11 protein-coding genes are annotated in these 22,273 nt (G+C 55.9%); 5 read left to right on the top strand and 6 right to left on the bottom strand.

The window, feature by feature from the left end; genetic code table 11:
• The first annotated feature begins 155 nt into the window (after nucleotides 1–155).
• Entirely contained in the window at nucleotides 156–1,262 is a 1,107-nt protein-coding gene (locus Mal65_RS22895) for a glycosyltransferase family protein (RefSeq protein ID WP_145303112.1), read from the top strand.
• A gap of 238 nt (nucleotides 1,263–1,500) precedes the next feature.
• Entirely contained in the window at nucleotides 1,501–2,529 is a 1,029-nt protein-coding gene (locus Mal65_RS22900) for a radical SAM protein (RefSeq protein ID WP_145303115.1), read from the top strand.
• Nucleotides 2,530–2,533: 4 nt separating this feature from the next.
• Here the strand turns inward: Mal65_RS22900 and Mal65_RS22905 are convergent, their stop codons facing one another.
• Both Mal65_RS22905 and Mal65_RS22910 read right to left on the bottom strand, forming a co-directional pair.
• On the bottom strand, nucleotides 2,534–5,935 hold the full coding sequence (locus tag Mal65_RS22905; protein WP_145303118.1) for a DUF7932 domain-containing protein: 3,402 nt from the start codon (nucleotides 5,933–5,935) through the stop codon (nucleotides 2,534–2,536).
• Nucleotides 5,936–6,135: 200 nt separating this feature from the next.
• The gene (locus Mal65_RS22910; RefSeq protein WP_145303121.1) at nucleotides 6,136–8,280 is read right to left on the bottom strand and encodes a hypothetical protein; all 2,145 of its coding nucleotides are present in this window, start codon (nucleotides 8,278–8,280) and stop codon (nucleotides 6,136–6,138) included.
• A gap of 154 nt (nucleotides 8,281–8,434) precedes the next feature.
• On the opposite strand from Mal65_RS22910, the gene Mal65_RS22915 reads away from it, so the two are divergent.
• Nucleotides 8,435–9,823, top strand: coding sequence for a PhoPQ-activated pathogenicity-related family protein (locus Mal65_RS22915; protein WP_145303123.1), 1,389 nt, complete (start codon nucleotides 8,435–8,437; stop codon nucleotides 9,821–9,823).
• Between the two features lie 12 nt (nucleotides 9,824–9,835).
• On the opposite strand, the gene Mal65_RS22920 is transcribed toward Mal65_RS22915, so the two are convergent.
• The 4 genes from Mal65_RS22920 to Mal65_RS22935 form a co-directional block, all read right to left on the bottom strand.
• Nucleotides 9,836–13,180: a TolC family protein gene (locus Mal65_RS22920; protein WP_145303126.1), complete on the bottom strand. Its 3,345-nt coding sequence runs from the start codon at nucleotides 13,178–13,180 to the stop codon at nucleotides 9,836–9,838.
• Between the two features lie 180 nt (nucleotides 13,181–13,360).
• Nucleotides 13,361–14,722 carry a Gfo/Idh/MocA family protein gene (locus Mal65_RS22925; RefSeq protein WP_145303129.1) on the bottom strand — a complete coding sequence of 454 codons (1,362 nt, stop codon included), beginning with the start codon at nucleotides 14,720–14,722 and terminating at the stop codon, nucleotides 13,361–13,363.
• A gap of 239 nt (nucleotides 14,723–14,961) precedes the next feature.
• Nucleotides 14,962–16,263 carry an ABC transporter permease gene (locus tag Mal65_RS22930; protein ID WP_145303132.1) on the bottom strand — a complete coding sequence of 434 codons (1,302 nt, stop codon included), beginning with the start codon at nucleotides 16,261–16,263 and terminating at the stop codon, nucleotides 14,962–14,964.
• Nucleotides 16,263–17,894, bottom strand: coding sequence for a permuted SH3 domain-containing protein (locus Mal65_RS22935; protein ID WP_145303135.1), 1,632 nt, complete (start codon nucleotides 17,892–17,894; stop codon nucleotides 16,263–16,265). Before Mal65_RS22935 ends, Mal65_RS22930 begins: the two co-directional genes overlap by 1 nt.
• Nucleotides 17,895–18,725: 831 nt before the next feature.
• On the opposite strand from Mal65_RS22935, the gene Mal65_RS22940 reads away from it, so the two are divergent.
• Both Mal65_RS22940 and Mal65_RS22945 read left to right on the top strand, forming a co-directional pair.
• Complete coding sequence (locus tag Mal65_RS22940; protein WP_145303138.1) at nucleotides 18,726–20,450, top strand: sulfatase family protein; 1,725 nt, start codon at nucleotides 18,726–18,728, stop codon at nucleotides 20,448–20,450.
• Nucleotides 20,451–20,508: 58 nt separating this feature from the next.
• On the top strand, nucleotides 20,509–22,272 hold the full coding sequence (locus Mal65_RS22945) for an arylsulfatase (RefSeq protein WP_145303141.1): 1,764 nt from the start codon (nucleotides 20,509–20,511) through the stop codon (nucleotides 22,270–22,272).
• Nucleotide 22,273 lies beyond the last annotated feature (1 nt).

Raw genomic sequence — 22,273 nt, forward strand, 5'->3', positions numbered from 1 at the left:
TGGAAGTTTCTTCAGTTCTTCACGGCAAAGACCGGATCATGTTCATCCACAGCGGTCAAAATTGGTGACACCAACAGCACAATGGTCCGCTGAGGTGCAGTGTCGGATCCGCAATCAAAAGGCCGCAAGGCTGGCATGACGCAAAGGCCTTTCCGATGGCACGAATTGTCTACAGTTTATCAGGCGAAGGCCGTGGCCATGCGACCCGAGCCCACACCGTTATCTCGTTGCTTAGCCGACAGCATGACGTTCTAGTGTACGCCCCCGGGATGGCGCACGAGTTGTTGTCTCAGTGCCAGTACGATCCTCAACGAATCACGTTGCGGCGGCTGGACGGGTTGCGTTTCCGCTACCGTGGTCGCCGGCTGAGTTACCTATCTTCGCTGGTCGCATCGTCGGGTTTTTTAATGCGATTGCCGGCACGCATACGGACGATCCGTCATGAAATCCGCAACTGGGGCGCGACGCACGTCATCAACGACTTCGAACCGCTGTTGTCGCGAGTCGCCCGCAGTGCCAGCTTGCCGTTGATCAGCCTGGATCACCAGCACTTTCTTGCGGCGATGGACACCAGCGTCTTGCCATCGTCGCTGGCCCGCAAAGTTCGTTTTCTGCGGTTAAGTATCCCGCTTTTTTGCCCGCGTCCCGACCGACAGATCATTTCGTCTTATTTTGATTTTCCAGTCCGACCGTCGATGTCGCATCAAGTGACCAAAGTGGGACCTTTGCTTCGTAACGCCGTGCTGCGTGCCAAATCAGAATCTGGCGAACACTTGGTGGCATACTTTCGCCGCGACCTTCCAAAGCAACTGCTGGAATCGCTGAAACGTTGCGGCAAACAAGTCTACGTGTACGGGCTTGGGGCGTTGTCACCGACGGGAAACGTCCAGTTCTTGGAAACTTCCGTTGACGGTTTCCTGGAACACTTGCGATCCAGCACCGCGCTTGTCTGTAGCAGCGGAAACCAATTGATCGGCGAAGCCCTGCATTGGTCGAAACCCATCTTGGCTGTCCCGGAATTCGGAAACTTTGAACAAGAGATCAACGGATTCTTTCTGCCAACAACCGGCGGAGGCCAAACCGTCCAAGATTCCCAGGTTGGCCCGCAGACCGTCGGTGAGTTCTTGGAAAACATCGACCGCTATCGCAACGCCAAAGGTGCCGTCACGGCGGGAAATCAAGTGGTGATTGATCGCTTGAATCAGATGATCTTGGATCACGATTTCGCGGATCAGCAATCTGCCCCGTCCCACGCCGCCTGAAGTCCGCACCAACCGCTTGCCTTGACGGTCCCGCCGTCGCCCCACCCGTATTCAATACACCGAATTTCAATGCACCGAATCCGATTCACCCGGAGACCCAAGCTTGTTTCGAGCACTCGCAGGCGTTGACCTTCCGTCGACGTATTCTTTCCGCCGAACCGCTCAAGCTTTGACCCGAAGCCCGGGATGGATTCGAGACGCGTGGCGCACGCGGCGTCGCAAAGATGTCTTGCCACGCATGTTAACGTACACGGTGACGTTTGGATGTAACGCACGATGCATCATGTGCGATTCGTGGAAGATGCCTACCGACGATGACCTACGGTTGGACGACATCAAACGCATCTTTCGGCAACTGCCCACGATGGATGTGGTCCGTCTGACCGGCGGGGAACCCTTGGTGCGTATGGACTTCACCGAGATCGCGAATCTTGCAATCAAGACACTGCGTCCCCTGATGTTGCATGTCACCAGCAATGGCTTCCTGACCAAACGCTTGGTGGACTTCTGTGAAAAGCGTGATCAATCGGTCCCGCTGGAGTTGCTGATCTCCGTCGATGGAATGGGCGAGAAACACAATCAGATTCGTGGTAGCAACCTAGCCTGGCCCAGCGTCGTCAAGTCGCTACAGGCATTGGCACCGCGTCGAAAAGAGCTAAACCTAAAACTTGCGGTGAATCAGACCGTCGTCGACGCCGAAGGTGCCGATCACTACCGACAATTACAAGCGATGCTGCGCGATATGAATATCCCGCATCACCTGGTCATCGCCTACGACACCAGCGCGACCTACAACGTCCAGCGTGAACTGGATGTTGCCCCCAAAGCCCCAGGCGAATTTTTAACGTTTGGCGATTTGGACACACTGAAACTGGACGCATTGCTGGAACAGGCCGAACGTGACACGGCGCACTTGCCCTGGGGCGAACGTATCGCAAAACGGTATTACTTGCGTGGCATCCGTAATCGTATCGTCCACGGCCAAGCCAGCCCGAACCCGCCCTGTGTCGCCCTGACCAGTCATCTGCGGCTATTTCCCAACGGTGACGTTCCGACGTGCCAATTCAACAGCCGGATCGTGGGAAACTTGCGTGACCAAACCTTCAGCGAAGTGTGGCACGGCCTGAAAATGTCTGAGTCACGCGACTGGGTGCGATCGTGCCCAGGGTGTTGGGCCGAATGCGAAGTCATCCCCAGCGCCGTTTACAGCTTGGACATCCTGCAACGTGCGTCCGTTTCATCGCCGAAATCCGCTTCGGCGGTTTGATCAGCTACAACGAACCGCCCATGGGTGTCGGTTTGGATTTGGCTTGCCGCGTGGCTGTCACTTCGGCCGTTTCCAACGGAACCAACAACTCATTCCGCTGCTCGGCGACTTCGTATTCTGTTCTCGCACGGCGCAATTCAGCCTGTTTTTCGGCCTGAACCAGCGCATCAAATTGTTTGCCCGACATCACCCGCTGTTTTTCCAACAGAACCTCGGGGTCATACGTCAGTCCGTCGTGTGACTGGGCGACGGTGTACTTGGACAACTTCGTTCGTTCGTTTCGCAGACGCGTTTCGATTTGAAGGATTTTTTCATCCGCTGTGTCGCGAGCCAATCCTTTGGGGACCTTCTTCTTAGCGCCTCCGAATGCGTTGTAGTCATCGCTGGCCGATGTCCAGCGATCCCACCATGACAGCTTGGGCCCGAAGATGGCCGAGGTGATCCGATCGACGCGATCGAGCATGTGAGCTGAAACGGCGCGACTGCGTTTAAGGAACGCGGTTGGAAAAATCGGCAAATCCCAAACCGTGCGACTTTCAATCGCCATGTACCGCAGGTTGGCGATCAAATCGTACAGCAACCGAAGCGTCGTTTCGTTCTCCTGCATTTGCCGATAGGTCACGCCGTAATTCAATGAGCGTTCGGCCAAATAGTTCAACTTGGGCGTCAAGCTTGCCACACCCAGCGGCCCCCAGACGCGGCTGTTCCGAGCAGTCAATTGTTCGTTGTAAAGATCGACCATGATCGAATCTAACAACTCTTGACCAATCTGCTGCACTTCTTCGTCCGTCAATGGACGATCGATATAGTCTTCGCGATAGCGTGGAAAGACTCTTTCGCTGACCACCCGGATGAATCGATCGACCTTGTCTTCGAATTTCAACGCCAAAAAAATTCCGTGCTTGTTGGCATTGCTGGTAATGAACTCGGGATCCACCAGGTCAATTGGATCCACTTCATATAGAACCACGGACCCCTTGGTGGAATCCAGCGTCCGGCGCGCCTCCAGCGTCCCCACCTGCCGATGTCGAAAAAAGCCCCAGTTCGTATCTGTGTCTCCAGTATCGTAGCGGTGCACAATGACCCATCGATGCAGCGGATCGATCTTGCGAAGTCGTTGCTGCAGCCGTTCGGCTTGTTTGGTCAGCCAGGCTTGATCAGGCTGGAACAAGAAAGTGCGTTTGGAGACATCAAAGCGGTGCACCGCCCCCATCGCCTGGTCAGCAATCTCCGACGCATCGCTGGCCACAGCTTGGCTGACATCGCCACTGCGGGCAACATACTTACCCCATCGTTTAACGGCTTTTAAGAATTGCTTTTGATCAGTTAGCTGCTGATCGGACTTGAATTCATCCAATGGCACCATCGCCGAAGCCAACATTGCTTCACCGCCGGTTTTCGAATCCCCCACGATGTAAAAGTTGATGTCAAAATCGGCAGCCGCCTTTAAGAATTGTGACCTTGACAGTTCATTAAAGGAAACCGTTCGCCCGGCGGCGGTCCTGAAATGATCATTCGGAATAATGATGGTCATCCCACGCCAGTGATCCAACAAAGAACGATCCTGTTGGACCCGACGAACCAAATCAAAAAAACCGTAATACGAAACGTCCCAAACATCCAACCCGCTGCCGAAATAGTCTGCCAACTGGGTCCAGCGATCGATATCGTTCACATCGGTATTTCGATTCGCAATCAGCAAGAATCGTGACCCATCGTCACGTCGATAGGGCTCGGCAACGCGAATTTGCCAGTTCCGATAGTCGACACAACGAAATTCATCGTGACGCGGGCTGGATTTCGGTCGTTGAAGGTGCAGATCGATTCCGAATCGGAAAGCTTGATAGGGAACAATATCCGCATCTTCGCGGATGCCAATTCGGGTTTGAATCTGGTGTGTCTGCCCTGGCCGCAAATCGCCGATAGGACAGGTCAAATCCGTGGACATCAAGTCAAAAGATTGATCGGTTGGATCAAAAAAGGCGATGTTCTCGAAAGCCAGGTCACCGCTGAGCAATCGCATCTGGCTTTTGACGGCACGGTACAAATATTGGTTATCGAAGGTTTCATCACTGACGTTAGTAATCCCGACACGCACCCAAGTGGACTCCCCGGGCGTCAGACTGCCCAAAGCTTCGATCTCGGTCAATTCGATCGGAAAACGAACCTCGATGTCTTCGCCGTTTTCGAACTGACGAAAAGGACGGCAAATCCCACTTTCCATCCGACAGTGTGGATTGACTTGATGATCCAACGTGAACGGCTGACGTCGTGGGCGGTCAACGTCATAGTCACCCAAGCGAAAACGCAAGCCGGCGTTTTGGAACGTAAAACTTTCGCCCGGCTGCAACGACTTGACCAAGACCAGATCCACTTCATCGGGCAGAATCCATCGATCACGGTCCAGAAAGATCCGCACCACAAAATTGTCGGGCGTCGGCATGCCACCGCAATTGACGATGGTGATGGCGTCGGCACTGACCAGGCTATCGGGTTCCAGGATGGCATACTCCGATGCAACATCCAGTGTTCGCAATTGCAGGTCGTAAGGAGACGGATAACGAACCACGCCTTCGGGCAACCGAACATCAATTGCCAGACGCCCGGGGCGGGCCTCGGTACCATCGACCGGTCGATAAAACGCGGGCGCACCATCACGCCCTGCCCTGCCTCGGAACCCTCCCGGATTGCTACGGTGGACCACTCGCGTCCGCGTTCGGCCCTCACTGTCACGATAGGTTCTGGTCTCGGTCCAGTGATAACTGCTGCCACCGGGACCTCCGGGGCCACCCTTTCCCGGTTTACCCGGCGTTCCCGCGAAGCCCACATCGCCGCTGCGTTGATCGCCCTTGACCAACATCAGCAACCCCAGATCGCGATGATCGATCTGTAGCCGCAAGTCGGATCCGCGGCCCGCGTTTCCACCATCGGTTGCATTGCCCGCATTGCCGCCGTCGCCACCGGGCCCACCGTTTCCGCCACGCGAAAAACGAGTGGCATCGCGTCCACGATATCCGCGGCTGCCTGGCTGGCCATTGCCACCGTCACCGCCGTTGCCGCCTCGACCTCCCCGACCGTTCATGAAGACATAGCCCTGGTCGCCAATGTTCACATCGACTTGGACAGGACCGTTCAGCTGCAGATTTTGCTGATCCATCCCCGAAAATCCCAGCCGGATAATCGCGTCGTTGGCGTCGCCGCCGTCTTCGGGTGATGTCGCATTGCCGCCGTTGGCGCCACGCTTTCCGGGACGCGCCGGCGGGCGACGATAACTGGTACCGTGCTGTCCGTGCCGCCCGTTACGTCCACGTAGCGGCAACTGGTACAGGCTATCGATTTCCCCGACCGAGGCAAAACATCCGGGTCCTGGTTCGTCAGTTGGATCTAGTTGTCGATCGATTGCCAATTCCTATTTCTCCGCATCGTGGGTCACGTCGCCATTCTATCCTGACGACGCAGCGACATTGACGATGTCGAAAAGGATGAATCGACCGATTTCAAAGACAGCGTTGCCGCGGCCGCCTCTTCGCTGCAACACAAACCTTCTTGGCAACCCCCGACCGGCGATCAGACAAGGGAGAAGTGTAACGGTTCCGATCCCATCGACTATTTCGGTCCAGCTGGATTTCGTTCGACGATTGCCATGATTCCCGCTGGCGAACCCACGTCGATCACATGCCGATCGCCGCGTGATTCCGCCGCCCACTGTTCGCCGGTTGGTTGCCCGACGGCCCCCAGGACTCTGACATTCAGCTTTTCGGATTCCTGCCAACCCTTGATTGAGACCTTTCCTTTGACCGGACGAATCTCCACAGGGCCGTCGCCCCACTGGTCGACCGTTTGCATATCGTCATGCCAAGTCAATCCTTTGCAAACGGCTCGATCGGCCGCTACCAACAGCAACTGACGGCTGTGTTGGATCGGCTGCCCGTCCAAACTGACCAACATCACCACGGCAAATTCATTGGACAAGTCCGTCGATATGTGGTGAGTTCCTTTCCAGGCTTTACCCCGCCAATCCGATTGAAATCCTACGATCGCTTCGGCCATCGGCGTTTGCATCAACAGATGCCCACGACCGTCTTGAAAACCAAGCCAATCCAATTGTCCGCCTTCGGATCGGATCCCCTTGTCGATCAACACGGCCGGATAATCTGCGGTCGGCACTTCGTCATCGCCCACATATTGCCAACGCGTCTGCTGTACGAGAGGTAAGATCCTCGGAAACAGCGGGTCGAAAAAAGGTCGACGATCCCAACGACTGACTCGGCACCAATCGACCATTTGGCTAGCATTGACATTCCGAACCGTCCGTTCGGCAGCGGGCTGGATCACTTGCTGATGCCACATCAGACCGCAAGCCCACATCGCGGCCACTTTGATCGGATCGGGTGACAACTGGAACAATTCATGTCGCTCGATGACTGACTTGCTGTCATAGAAGCTGGATCCCCAGGCGTGAAAACACACACCATCCCAGTCTTGCAGCATGCTGAACGCGGTAACAATCGGCATCCCCTCGGCGGCATACTGATGAGGGTACGGATGCTGTGTTTCACTAATCACGAATGGCTTTCCGACCATTGCGGTGCGAGCAAATTGCACGATCGTGCTGTCCGATGGATCGTTCACCATTGGATCGTTTTTGATCCTGACCTCTGCGCCCGTACTGGGGTGCTGCCAATACCCATGTCCGTCCATGTAGTCGAACATGGCGTTGTTCAGCATGTGCGGATATCCGTTCAACGTATCGCTGTGATCAGAATCACCGATCAACATCGATTGCAGACCGACTTCATCCTTTAAGAAGGATCGCATCTGCGACAGAAACTTACGCTCTGTTTGCACAATGAACTGATAATCCGTTTCGAATCGTTCGCGACTGACCCTGGAAAATTCATCGGGCGACAGCAATGTCAAAGGCCCAGCCTGTCCCGCCTGATTTTCGAATTCATGTCTCTGTTGCGGCGATCGGTTTTCCGCCAGCCAACGGTTGAATTGACGGTTCAGTTCCTCGGCGTACTGCGTCGGCAAAGGGCTCCAGGTTCCCCCGTCTTGATCATCTACGCCGACCAATCTGCCGCTTAACCAACCGCCCACAAGCGAATTCTCGTTAACGATTTCCACCACCACGACCGCGGGTTCTTCGCAATAGCGTCGTCCAGTGTATGGATTGATGCGAGTCAACAGTTTTCGGGCATAGTCCTGCTGCAACTGAATCAAACGCGGATGGAAATGAGTGGCCCATTTCCCGAGCCCCAGTTCACGTGGCTGCGGAACTTCATCGCCCGGTCCGTAGGTCCGAAAAACGTTCAGATTCAAATTGGCGTAAATCCCACGCCGTCGCAGTTGGTCAAACAAATAGTCGAACTTTGCCAGGTCCGCTTCATTCAGCTGGTCCCATCGATCACCTGATCGGTCCAGACTGCTTTTACCCCAAGCTGAATCCAGTCCATGAAATCGGACACAGTTGATTCCCAGGGCGGCAAACGTATCGGCCAGTCGTTCGGCCTGCTGCTTTTCGGGAAAGCACGCCGGCCCGCCCAGATTGACTCCCCAAATCCGAAAGCGTTTGCCGGCCCCATCCACCAAGTGTTCTCCTTGTGGACGGATGAACCCGTGTTTGCCTGCGGGAGCATCCAGAAAACGGCTAAGGTCAAGTGACGATTCACCCATCGATGTCCAGTCCACGGGAAATGGAACACGTTGCTCCGCACGTGCCGTTGCCATCACCCCAAACAAGATGGTCACCAAAATCGCTGCATGCACCTTCACGGCCAAACCCTTCACCACGCTGGAAGACAAAAAACACTTCGTCGATCGCACTGGATTTTGCATCTGATACATTGCAATCCGGAACGATCACCACCAATGCGATCTGCCGCCTACACAGGACGACTTTTCGATGGGCCTTCAAAATAACTTAACGCGACGCGACCACCGACCGAGCAGAACGACTTGTCGCACCTGGACAGGTGCTTTTGCTTTGGTCGCGGTCCAAGCCATCTTTTGTCCCTGGACCGCCTTTGGTTTGGACCCAGATTTTGCGAAACCACAAGCCGCCTTTACCGGGTTCATCCAGACGGACGAACCTGATTACCAGTGGCAATTGGAAGACAAGGTTGATACCGCGGGTTATCAGAAGTGGTCGTTGAAACTGACCAGCCAGCGTTGGCAAAACATCGTTTGGAAGCACGATGTTCGCGTTTATGTCCCCAAGCCCTGTCCGCATCCGGATGCAGCGATCTTGTTCATCAACGGTGGCTCCAACCGTCGTCCGCCCAATGCAGCGATCGAACCCGCCTGTGTGGCTTTAGCCGGTATGAGCGGTATGCCGGTTGTGGCCTTGTTCCAGGTCCCCAATCAACCGTTGCTGGGGGGCAAATATGAGGACGCATTGATTGCTGCGACTTGGCTGAAATACCTCGACACGGGCGACGGGACATGGCCGCTGTTGTTCCCGATGGTCAAGAGCGCAGTCAAGACGATGGACTGCGTTGGTGAACTTAGCGAACAACAATTACAACGTCCCATCGAACGCTTCATCGTGACCGGTGCGTCAAAGCGAGGCTGGACCAGTTGGTTATCGGCCGCCGCGGATGATCGCGTCATCGGCATTGCCCCCATGGTCATCGACACACTGAATTTTCGAAAACAGATGGAAGACCAGAAGCAGAAGTGGGGCTTCTTCAGCGAACAAATCGCCGACTACACCGAAGCTGGCTTGGTCAATCTTGAAAACGAAAGTGATGCAGAAAGACAATTGCGTTTGATGATGGATCCCTACGAGTACCGGGATCGAATACGCGTCCCCAAGTTGCTGATCAATGGCGCAAATGATCGCTATTGGCGTTGCGATGCCCTGGACAACTACTGGAACGACCTATCGTCGCCCAAGAATGTGTTGACCATTGCCAACGCAGGACACGGATTGGAAGGCGGGCATATGCGTGTGACCGCTTCGATTGCGACCTTTGCCGCAAAATGCGCCGAAGGCCGGCGATTACCGTCCATCCAGTGGTCCACCCAGACCGACGGGCGGTCCATTCGCTTCACCGCACAGTCCGATCGCGACGTGTCAGATTTTCGTTTTTGGGTGGCATTTTCCGACACACGCGATTTCCGCGATCGTCAATTCCATCGATTCGATGCGGATGCTGAAAACCGGCGAAAAGCGACGGTCGAATTCGATGTCCCCAAGGGTCAGCACGCTGCGGTTTTCGCGGACCTGACATTCGGCAGCATGCTGTCGGCCTTCGACCTATCCACCGGCATTGCGCAACCCGAACTTTAGTGAACCCTTGGATCAGTGCAGACTGCGGATTTCATCGCTGTACATCAAACACGGTGCCAACCGGCCATACGGATTGGGATTCGCTTCCAAGAACGGTGGTCGCAAAGGCAGTTCCAACTGTTCATCGTCGACGCCTTCCCAGTATCCATTGGGATCAAGACGAATCGCTTCCATCGCCAAGAACAAGTCGATCCGTTCCAGAATGAAATTGATGTGCTCTCGAGCCACGGAATTTAAGGCTCCGGTGAAGTCTTGCTGAGCTTCCAAAAAGTCACGTGCCACAACGTTACCGACCGCTAGCTGCAGTTGCAGTCGGGTACTGACCACACGTTCGTACGCCAGTGCCGCCGATGCAACGGCGATTTCATACTGGGTGCGCCGCAATCGAAGCTGACGCAAGCGTTCACGAATCGAAAACTTGATCTGGTCTTCTTGGTCGATCAAAGCGCGACGTGCTGCGTTGTAGTTGATCAACGCGGTACGATAAGCATTGCGTTCGATCCGTCGATTCAGCGGCGTGTCGAGCGCAAAACTAAGCCGAGTTTCGCTGTCGTCGAACGTGAAATCAAAGGCACGATTCACATCACTTCGTGTCCGCAGAATATGCGTCGCACGAATGTCGATGATCGAACGCAGATCATCCGCAGCCAACTTGATCTGACGTCGCGCGTCGGCCAATTCGCCCCGCTGGTTCATCAAGTCATAACGTTGCACCAATGCGGTCAGCATTGCTTCGTCGTCATCGATATCAACTTCATCCAACCCGCCAACATCACTACCAGCCACCTGATCCACCAAGTCGACAATCTCCTTGACCGTCTTTGCGATCAGTTCATCCATTTCGCCCTCTTGGTCGGGCAACAGATCGCCGGCGGCTTCGCGATCCAAGCGATCCACCCGCTGTAACAAAGGATCGCCGCGTTTGGATAGCGATTCCAATTCATCCAACTGTCGTTTTTCGATCGCGGTTTCCCATTGCCGAATCCATTGATCCAGTTCGCGATTGTAGGTTTCGACCTGCTGGTCCAACTGTTCCAGACCATTATCCTCGACCGGATCGGCCGGCCCGGCGTCGGGATCAGGGGGGCTCGATGCGGCTGATTCCGCCTGTCGCATCAGCGCCCGCAGACCGATGGCCGCTTCGGCCTGGGCCAGCTTGGCATCGATCAGATCAACCGTTCGCGCAAAGCGAATCATTGGCTCCGGTGGCAAGTCGCCGCTCAGTTCCCGACGCCGAATCGCATCCAGTTGATCTGCCTGCAAACGCGATTCGATCAGGGCCAGGATTGATTCCAATTGCGTCGCAGCACGCTGTTCGTCGGTCACTTCATCAATCCCGGACACCTCATTACGGACCCGCAAGGTATCCATCAGGCGGTCCACCAGTACGGTCGCACCATTGACCACCGAATCTCGTTCGCTCCATCGCCCCGCCGTGGTTTCCAGCAACGACGTTTTGGTTCGCTGGACAAGCTGGCGGGTCACGGTCAATTCGTCACTGGTGGTCAATGCCTCCAATTCGCTCAGCGAAATATTCAACGGCATTTCCGGCGGCAAGCCGATCGCAAGCTTCAACCGATCCAATGAGGTTTCCAATCGATTGCAATCACCCACCAGCGAACTCTGGCTCCGCAGTGCGTTTTGTTCAAACTGGTCGACCTGAATGCGTGGAATTCGACCCGCCTTCAAGTACTCTGCCCTACCCTGCAGGAAAGCCCGCAGGTTACTGAAGTAGTCCTGTGAACTGATCTCGATCGCCCGATAGGTCAGCAACAGGTTGTAATATCGACCGGCCATGTCGACAAAAAGCTCACGTCGGTACCGAATCAGATCCCGAGCCGCGTAAATCACGTCTCGCTCTGCCTGGGTCAGACTTTCGAAAACAATGTCGCGTTGTAAAAGCGATTGCTGAAAATCGAACAGCAACTCTGATCCCACATCGGCGGCGAAGCCTTGTGGCCCATTGAACGTCAGCACCACGCTGTTGGCAAAGCTGGCCAGGAATTGGCCTCCGGTGCACAACGTTTGCGTGACCGCCGCATTGGTGGGGATCGCCAACCGGTTGTTGGTCAGTCCGCGAAACCGTGAGTGCGTATAGTTCAAGGCCGTTCCGTTGCCCCGGCGGGTCGGACGCAACCAAAAATCGTAGCGTTCGCGAGTCAAACGCAGCGCCACCCGATACAGGATCTCTTTACGCGTCTGATATTCGCGGCTGTTGATCAACGTCAGTTCCATGACGTTGGGCAATGACAGGCGAGGCGCATCGCTAAGCATCGGCTCGATTTCTGCATCGGTTGCTTTGGGATACGACCGACGAAATTCTTCGCGTACCGATTCGAATTCCAGCATTCTGGGAATGCATGTTTGAGGAATTCGCCCCCAGTATTCCGGTGGAATCGGCACGATTCGCAAACCGCCCGTTGGTTGCGCATCACTGTCTTCCAAACGCTCATCGTCTGCGGCGTCCGACTCGATGGACGGCGTATTGTCGGCGTCTGCGTCTGGAGCATTCTGCAGCAATTGGCCCAATGAATCGGAATCGACCGCCTCCGAATCGGCTGGCAACGCCAGTTCCTCCGGTGCGTCCACCTGTTCGGGATCGGCGTCGTCACTGATCGCGAGTTCCGCGGCCGGCCGACTACCATCGGTGGCACCTGGCGCAGCCAGCTGCACCGCGGATGTTTGTTGCACAAAAGTGTCAGCAACTCGCATGTTCCCGACGCTCGCTGTCGCCGCAGCAACCTGTTTTGGTTTCCCAGAACTGGTCGGGTCGCTTGATGAAGGTGCGACGGATTTAAATTCCGAGTACGGCGGCACTATGATCGGTTGATGGGTACCGGTTTGCGACTGGTCGGCGGCCCCCTGTACGTTCGGATCAATCAGACCAGGGTCGATCAGTTCAGGACTGTTGCCCGCTGGGATCAGTTCAGGCTGCGGAGTCGTTTCGGGATTTGCTTCCCCCCGCGTTTCGTCCGGCTCCGCCGAGTCGTCAACGGACTCCAAGTCGCCCGATTCATCCGCGGCCAAATCCACCGATTGGCGTGGATCACCCGTCGCAAGCTGCGGCAGCGTGTACCCGTGCAAACGGGGTTCGGGTGGCGGCAACGCCGGGCAATCTTCGGGCGACGGGTCAAAGAAACGCGATCGGGGATCGACCTGAATCCCTGGCAAACGAGGCAGATTCCAAGCCTCTTCGGCGCGTTTCTCCTGATAAATCGCCTCGACATCACAATCCGCTTGGGTGCGGTAGTGTTTGCGAGTGCAGCCGCCAACGGAAAGACAGACCGCCCCAAGCATGGTGCCAAGGACGAACCAGCGTGAGCGAAGATTCGTGAAGCTGATGATCAAGACGGTCATGCCGATTCCAAGGGCGCGCGAGAACCACGCAGTTTGGAATCGGCAATCGGTTATTCGCCTTTCGACGGTTTCTCACGACGAAGGGGTCGGTCGGGTCAGGCAAACTTTTCCGCCCCGCCAGCGGCCGGTCCGGCCAATCCGACCGGACCGTTGATGCAACACCGACGTGAAACTGAAACGCTAGATTTCAATCCACTTGCCGGCGACGGGTGCCGGAAACACACCGTCGGCATCGGCCAGCACCGGTGGTGGACTGTCGTCGGTCAGGTCGTCCAGATAGTCACAGAACTGGAAGTTCGAATTGACGATCTCGTCCATGGTCACGATGCGGTTGTAGTGTGCTGCGGCTCGGCCCATCAACGACGCGTAGTCGGCTTTGACCGCACGATGACATTCGTTGTAGGGGGTGTCCGACCGAATCGCGCGGACAAAGTCGACCCATTCGTAGTCCCAGGGGACCAGTTTGTCCGCTTCGGGTCGCCAATCGATGTTGTCATCGTCAACCCGCAAGTCTTTGTACATGTGCACGGTCGCTTTGTGCACGTTCCCAGAAAACTGTGCGGCTCGTTTGCTGCCATGGATGTAGGTGGCAAAATCCCTGTGCCCGCCTTCGGCGCGACGGAATCCACAGAACGCTTTACGTCCGTCGGGGAAGGTGTACTCCATCGTGTAGGTGTCGATATTTTGGCCGTGATCGGTGCTGCCGACTTCACGTCCACCCATCCCGTCGCAGGAAACCGGCCAGTCGTCCATGATCCAACAGCATTCATCGATTTGGTGGATCAAGTTGTCGACCATGTGTCCCGATCCGACCCACAACAGATGCGTCTTCCCGAACTTTAGCTGTTCTTTGAAGATGTTGGACTTTTCACGTTGGGATCCCATCCAGCGCCGTGAAGCGCGACGATTAGCACGCACATAGGCCAGTTCGCCCAGTTCGCCGTCGCGAAGCTTTTCAATCAAAGCGGCGCGGGCGGGTGAGTGACGACACTGCAGACCGCAAGCAATCTTGACGCCTTTTTCGTCCGCCATCTTTCCGGCGTTCGCCATCCGTTGTAGCCCACGCGGGTCACAGGCAAACGGTTTTTCCATGAAAACATTGATGCCTTTGCTGACGGCATATTCGACATGTACCGGTCGAATGTATGCACGCGTCGTGCACATAGCGACGTCGCCAGGACGCAGGGTGTCGATCGCCTTTTTGTAGGCGTCAAAGCCCAAGAACCAACGCTCCTCCGGTGCATCGACTTGATCCGGAAACTTTTTGGTCAACGGGACCAAACGGGCTTGGATGTGCGACGATTCCAAGTCAGCCACGGCGTGCAGCTTGATCGGCCCCTGGTCTTTGGTATTGAATGCATTGACCACGGCACCGGCACCACGTCCCCCACTTCCGATCAACGCCAAGCGGATCGTGTGATCTTCCGCGGCGTGAACACGACGCATTGCACCGGTCACCAAGGTTGCCGAAGTTGCGGCGGCGGTCGCTTTCTTCATGAACGATCGACGGTTTTCCGTCGTGGTTTTCTTGACGTCAGACATTGGTTGTGAATCCAATCTGAAAGGTGGGGATATCGGAGGGACAAAGTATGCCTGTCACATGGGCGAACATGTCGCCGTTACAGTTCACTTTGCGCCCCATTGTAGCCACCTTCGGTCAAGAAAGACGCATCAGAACCGCACGCGCAGTGTCAAAACGACATAGGCATATTGTCGCAAAAGACGTCAAGTTTCCCGACGATCACGCGACCGAATCACAGGCAACCGATCTGCCACATCGGTCACTGCTGCCGAAGGGCTTCGATGGGATTCATCGCCGCAGCTTTGTAGGCCGGGTACACACCAAAGATGATGCCGATCGCAACGGAGATCCCAAACGCCAACGCTATGGAAGCTGCACTGGTGACCGTTTGCATCCCGGCAACCGCGGTGACCACCATTGGAATACTGATTCCCAGAAAGATCCCCAACAGGCCGCCGGTCGCCGACAAGACCGTGGTTTCGACCAAGAACTGGCGAATGATGTCACGGCGTTTGGCACCGATCGCACGCCGGATCCCAATTTCGCGAGTCCGTTCGGTCACCGTCGCAAGCATGATGTTCATGATGCCGATTCCGCCGACTAACAGTGAAATCCCCGCGATTGCCCCCAAGACCAAATTCCAAATCCGCTTTTCATGTTCCGCCTGGGCCATCAACTCCAGCGGCACGAGTACCTGGTAATCGGTGGTGTCGGTGTGTCGCTTTTCCAACAGGTCACGGACCATCGTCGCCGTCGGTGCAACTTGGTCGCCATCGGCCACCGCAATCGTGATCTCACTTAGTTCGACGCGGTCGAATTCGCGACTGCTGGCGGCTTCACGCGTCAAGAATCCGAAACGTGCTCGGCCCGTCTCCAATGGCACGAAGATGTCGCGATTGGCATCGTCCCCGCCCGATTCACCGGCGCGAGCGATCCCGCTGTCACGAGCCGACAAAACGCCGACCACCCGGAACGCGGTGCCGCCGACCAGAATCGGTTGATCCAATGGATCGTTGTATCCGAACAGTTCCGTCGCCGCGCCCTGAGTCAACACGGCCACGTTGGCCATGCTTTCGCGATCGCGACGTTGCAAAAAACGCCCACGTTGGACCTGGATGTTGCGAACGGCAGACAATTCGGGAGTCGTCGCGACAACACGTGCTTCGCCCAAACGGTTCCCGCCCTGGCTGACATCACGACGCTGCATCATCACCGGGACGACGGACCGTTTGGTGGGCAGATCTTCCAGCACACGCAGATCTTCATAGGTCAGCCCAAATGCATTGACTTGATACAGACTGCGTGACGTCACTGCGGAAGTTGACGAATTGTTGTTGTCACCGCCGTCTTCCGCCTCGCCCGGTGAAAGCGTGCGGATAATAACATTATTGGCCCCCAACGAACGGATGCGTTCCAAGGCCTCCTGCTTGCTGCCTTCGCCGATCGAAAGCATTGCGATGACCGACGCGACGCCCAGAATCGTCCCGAGCAACGTCAGCGTGCTTCGCATCTTGTGCAACAGCAAATTGCGGACGGACAAGCGGAACGTCGACCACCACATCAGGCATCGGTCTCCAGCAAATCGTCGATGAACTCGCGAGGGTTCAAAGCGATGGATTCACCCGCTTGCAGACCTTCGACGATTTGCACCATCGAATCATTGTCGCGACCGGTTTCAACCTGGCGTGGAATCAAGCGACCGTCTTGTTGGGTCAACACCCAAGTCACGCCGTTGCGTTCGACGATCGACTGCATGGGCACCGTCACGATTTGCTCCAAGAAGTCCACCATGATTTCGGTCACGGCGGTCATACCGGGCTTCAAGTGTGCCACTTCGTCATCGATCGTCACGACCGTTTCGTACACCTTGGTGGTGCTGCCACGCCAAGAGTTTTGTGCGGGCAAAACGGCGATCGACTGAACCGTCCCTGAGTATTCACGTTCGGGGAATGCGTCGACAGTGATGCGAGCCTTCATGCCCTGCTGAATCTGATCCAAGTCGGATTCATGAACGGTCGTTTGGACCTGCATCGCACTAAGCGATGGCAGGGACATCAGATGCTGACGATAACGGACCGGCACGCCCTCGCGGATCTCGGTGTTGCGATCCGACGCGTAAGCGACCATCCCGTCCTCGGGAGCGTAAATCTTGCAGGCCTTCAGCTGGGTCTGATAGCGTTCCAAACGCTCCTCTTCCTTCTTCAGCGATTCGGTGCGTGCCCGCAGAATCGCTTCCACCTTGGCCAAACGTGCTTCGTTATTACGTTCGGTCTGTGACAGCAGACGTTCGGCTGTTTTGACTTTGCCATCCAAGGTCAACAACTGCATTTCTCGCTCGTAGTTTTCCTTCCGCTTCAGCGTGGCCAAGGTGGTTTGCAACTTGTTCAACTGAGCGGCGTAGCTGCCTTCGGCCTGCAAGAACGCCAATTCGCTTTTGCGCAGTTCGTTGCGATTGGCATAGCCCAACTTGTACAGCGATTCGATGCCCTGACGATCGTCGCGTCGAAGTTCCAGCGAAGCCTGGGCTTCCAAAATGTCGTTGTTGACGTTGTGGATGTTTCGTCGAATTTCGTCCACGGCCAACTTGTAAGTGCCGCTTTCTTCATCGACAAACATTTCCAATTCCAGCTTGGCCAATTGCACCTTCAGTTCGGCTTCCGCCTTGGCGGTTTCGTTTTGTACCAACTGGTTGCTGTAATCCGCTTCCGACTGGATCTTATTCGATCGCGCGGTTTCGGTATCCAGGATCTGTTCGTCCAATTCTTCGCGCATCGGCGTCGAATCGATCTCCACCAGCAAGTCGCCTTTCTTGACGCTACTGCCGTTGGGAATGATCCAAACGATCGGGGTGCCGTTGATGCCGTCTCGCTGGACGTCTTCGACTTCGCAGTTGATTTCCAGGTTGGTTTGGCTTTCCAAATTCCCGCGTTCAATCACGCTGATTTGCAAGTCTTCGGTCGCCACCGTGTGCCACAACACGCGATCGTCCAGCGTTTCGCCACCGCCCCAGAAACTGGACGCTAACACCAGACCAAACACGGGCACCAACGATGCCGCGGCCAGGCTGGGAAACACGGGGATCGCACCACGACGCTGGCGTGATCGACGCAGACGAGCATCCGATCGAACGGAAATCGCACCTTTCCAATTCAGCCGTCGGCTGACGTCAGATCGCTGATTCTTTTGAGACATCGGAGTGATCTTTGTAGGTGGGTGGGAATCGGTTCGTTATCGCTTGCAAAACGGTCGCCACTGCCCAAGCGGAACCTAGTCGGCACAGCGTTAGGCGGCTGGCATTCGTCAGCGTGCAGCGCACATAACGACACCCGGCATGGCAGGCGATCGACACGTGCGTGACAACAAACACGACAAAATCGGAGGTGGGAAGGATGGAGCGTAGCGACCGCAACAACGATTCAACGTGTGCCGCGATGTGCACCCCGGAGGGACTGTTCAATATACTCGACAATCAAGTTGGTGTCTCTGCAGGTTTCGCCCTGAGTCTAACTCTTGGCCGCAAAAACCCACCGTCTTGATCCAAAGTGAGATCAGTCTGAGCTCAGACAGAGCCCACAATCGGATTTTCTAGGTCATTTTTGTCGACTCAGAAACGCAGATTCCCGCCCCAGGCTGCCGACTGCGGCATTTCGCCCGCAAGCAGCCAGTGGATCCGACGTCCTGAACCGCTGGACCCTAGGTCGGGCTTGGCTTCGTTCATGCCGATTTCCCCCGGAATTCGCGGTAAGCCGCAGTTCCTGGTCGTTTTCGGCGCGGTGCCGCCCGTAAAGTCCGTAGGAACAGCCGCCTTTTCGGTGCACCGCATGACGGCTTCATCACGTCAATCAAGGCTTGATGACCAGGATCCCATTCAATCGCCACCAGCGGGCTGGCAAACCAAACCTTCGAAAACGCAGATACACTGACCAGCTGGCCAACGATCAAAACCGGAATATCCAGATCTGTCTTCCCGGCCAGCCCACAGTCCCGCCGCCGTCCGTGAACCTTCCCCAAAAATTCATCACCATGAAGTCCCCCCTTTCGCTTTCGGCCGCCCCGTTTCGGTTTCCCACTGTCAGTCGCCGACACCGTGCTGCCCACCGCGTCGTGACGTATCCCGCAGCCAATCCGGCAACGACTGCGTCGGCCGAGCACCCGACCGATCGGCTGTTGTCGGCATTGATCGTCATCGCCACGTGCCTGTTGCTGTGCTGCACAGCGCAAGGCGAATCGACAACGGACGAGACCGAGCGTCCGAATATCTTGCTTTGTATCGCCGACGATTGGTCATACGGACATGCCGGAGCCTACGGATGTGATTGGGTTCAAACGCCTGGTTTCGATCAAGTCGCCAAGCAAGGCGTCGTCTTCACCCACGCGTACACCCCGAACGCCAAGTGTGCGCCATCACGGGCGGCGATCTTGACCGGTCGAAACTCGTGGCAGTTGGAAGAAGCTTGCAATCACATCTGTGATTTTCCGCCCAAGTTCAAGACGTACGTCGAAGCGTTGAAGGTCGCCGGATATCAGGTGGGAACCACCGGAAAAGGCTGGGGCCCTGGAATCGCCAAAGACGTCAACGGAAAAAATCGTCAGATGACCGGCGTCCCGTTCACCAAACGCACGGCCAAGCCACCGGCCAAACACATCAGTGCGAATGATTACGCGACAAACTTCGATGACTTCATCCGCAGTGTTGACACATCACAACCGTGGTGCTTTTGGTACGGCGCGACTGAACCACACCGAGCCTACGAATATGGCGTTGGCCAACGGATCGCCGGCAAAAAGCTTTCAGACATCGATCGTGTTCCCGGCTATTGGCCCGACAATGAAACCGTTCGCAACGACATGCTGGACTACGCGGTCGAAGTCGAACACTTTGACAAGCATACCCAACGCATTTTGGACCAATTGAAGTCGCTGGGTGAACTGGACAACACGTTGGTCATCGTCACCTCGGATCACGGAATGCCTTTCCCTCGAGTCAAGGGACAGGCTTACGAGTCAAGCAACCACGTTCCATTGGCAATCATGTGGCCGCAACGGATGCAACACACCGGCCGACGGATCGACGACTACGTCAGCCTGATCGACCTGGCGCCGACCATCCTGGACGCGACCGGCTTGCAGATTCAGGAAAGCATCATGCAACCGGTGACCGGCAAAAGCTTGGTCGCACTGTTGGAAAGCGACCTCGAAGGACAAGTCGATCCCAATCGCGACCACGTGTTGATCGGCAAAGAACGACACGACATCGGACGTCCGAACGACTGGGGATATCCGATCCGAGGCATCATCCAGGATGACATGCTGTTCATCCAAAACTATGAAATCGACCGCTGGCCCGCGGGCAATCCGGAAACCGGTTACCTGAATACCGACGGCAGCCCGACCAAGTCGGTCATCCTTGAGGGCCGTCGTGACGGAACCGATACGGTGCACTGGGACCAGTGCTTTGGAAAACGTCAAAGTGAAGAGCTGTACGACCTATCGGCCGATCAAGATTGTCTGGTGAATCTGGCGAAAAACTCCGACTATGCACGCATCATGCGGGCGCTGCGAAACCAGATGAACGCTGAACTGAAACTGCAAGATGATCCGCGAATGTTTGGCAAAGGCGAGACCTTTGAACAGATGGAATACGTCAACTCGGGAACGAAGAATTTCTACGAGCGTTACATGAACGGTGAAAAAATGAACGCCGGATGGGTCAACAAAGACGACTTCGAAACGGCGCCGATCGAATAGTCGTCAAACGCCATCGCTAATCCCCGCCCCAGCTCCGCAAGTCTCCCACGTCAGAACCATGAACATCGCATCTCACTGTCACCGTGTCATTCTGATCGCATTGATCACGTGCGTCGGCTATCCGTTGTGCGCGGACGAAAACCAGAAGCCCAACATCCTGTACATCATGAGCGATGACATGGGGTTTTCTGATTTGGGATGCTACGGCAGCGAAATCGACACGCCGAACCTGAACCGCCTTGCCGAACGTGGATTGCGGTTCACTCAGTTCTACAACACCGGACGATGCTGTCCGACGCGAGCAAGTTTGCTGACCGGGTTGTATCCACACCAAGCCGGGATCGGGCATATGATGCAAGACCGGGGGCACGACGGCTATCGCGGCGAATTGAACCGCAACTGCGTGACGATCGCCGAGGCTTTAAAGTCCGCCGGCTATCGTTCCTATCTGTCTGGAAAATGGCATGTGACGTCCAAGGTCCAGCCGAAATCTTCCGCGGACAAGTTCAACTGGCCGCTTCAACGTGGCTTCGATCGCTTCTACGGAACCATTCACGGTGCAGGCAGTTTTTGGGATCCCAATTCACTGACCCGAGACAACGAATTCGTGTCCCCGTTTTCGGACCCGTTGTATCCGCGCGATTCAGACCCTGGCGATGACCAGGACGACAGCGACGACTTTTACTACACCGACGCGATCAGCGACCACGCGGTCGGGTTCATCCACGACCATCACCAAGACGTCGGGGATCAACCGTTCTTCTTGTACGTCAGCTACACCGCCGCCCATTGGCCGATGCATGCCCGAAAGGCCGACATCGCCAAATACATTGGCCGATACGACGCGGGATACGAGGCGATACGCAAAGCTCGTTTCGAAAAAATGATTCGTCTGGGACTGTTGGATCGTGACAGCGTTACCCCTTGGCCAATTCCGCAAGAATGGATCAACGACGATCACTGGGAATGGGACAAACGCTGTATGGAAGTCTATGCGGCGATGATCGACAACATGGACCAAGGCATCGGGCGTATTGTCACCGCATTGAAAGACACCGGGCAATTCGAAAACACCTTGATTTGCTTCTTTCAAGACAATGGCGGATGTGCCGAGAACTACGGTCGCCAATCAAAGTCGACGACACTGCGACAAGACGCTCCAACGCTGGCACCGCTTCCCAAAGAACACCTCCAAGTTCACATGCAACCGAAACAAACCCGGGACGGATATCCGGTGCGGACCGGTGCCATGGTCATGCCCGGGCCATCGGACACTTACATCGCGTATGGTCGTGTGTGGGCGACGGTATCCAACACGCCGTTTCGTGAATACAAGCACTTTTGTCACGAAGGCGGCATATCGTCCCCGCTGATCATGCACTGGCCAGGTGGAATGTCGTCGCGTGCGGGAGAATACGAACACACCCCGGCACACCTGATCGATTTGATGGCCACCGCCGTGGACGTCGCCCAAACGTCTTACCCTGAAACGTATCACGAAGGACAACCAATCAAACCGGCCGAAGGCGTCAGCCTGCAGCCACTGCTGCGCGGAGAATCCATCCAGCGGGACGCGATTTATTGGGAACATGAAGGCAATCGCGCGATTCGTATGGGCGACTGGAAACTGGTCGCCAAAAAAGCCAACGGTCCTTGGGAGTTGTACAACATTGCCAAAGACCGCAGCGAACAAAACGACCTGGCAGTTCAGATGCCCGAACGCGCGAAAGAAATGGCCGACCGTTGGCAGCAATACGCCCAGCGTGCCAACGTTTTACCCCTAAACCCCAAAAAGCCGGCCGGCCAACGAAAAGCCCATTGAT

The organism is Crateriforma conspicua (assembly GCF_007752935.1).
Classification (GTDB): Bacteria; Planctomycetota; Planctomycetia; order Pirellulales; family Pirellulaceae; genus Crateriforma; species Crateriforma conspicua.

Bases quoted from the DNA above. Each gene is read 5' to 3' on its own strand.
- Mal65_RS22930 (WP_145303132.1), bottom strand. From the start codon at position 16,263: ATGTGGTGGTCGACGTTCCGCTTGTCCGTCCGCAATTTGCTGTTGCAC.
- Mal65_RS22900 (WP_145303115.1), top strand. From the start codon at position 1,501: ATGTTAACGTACACGGTGACGTTTGGATGTAACGCACGATGCATCATG.
- Mal65_RS22940 (WP_145303138.1), top strand. From the start codon at position 18,726: ATGAAGTCCCCCCTTTCGCTTTCGGCCGCCCCGTTTCGGTTTCCCACT.
- Mal65_RS22935 (WP_145303135.1), bottom strand. From the start codon at position 17,894: ATGTCTCAAAAGAATCAGCGATCTGACGTCAGCCGACGGCTGAATTGG.
- Mal65_RS22920 (WP_145303126.1), bottom strand. From the start codon at position 13,180: ATGACCGTCTTGATCATCAGCTTCACGAATCTTCGCTCACGCTGGTTC.
- Mal65_RS22895 (WP_145303112.1), top strand. From the start codon at position 156: ATGGCACGAATTGTCTACAGTTTATCAGGCGAAGGCCGTGGCCATGCG.
- Mal65_RS22945 (WP_145303141.1), top strand. From the start codon at position 20,509: ATGAACATCGCATCTCACTGTCACCGTGTCATTCTGATCGCATTGATC.
- Mal65_RS22915 (WP_145303123.1), top strand. From the start codon at position 8,435: ATGGGCCTTCAAAATAACTTAACGCGACGCGACCACCGACCGAGCAGA.
- Mal65_RS22925 (WP_145303129.1), bottom strand. From the start codon at position 14,722: ATGTCTGACGTCAAGAAAACCACGACGGAAAACCGTCGATCGTTCATG.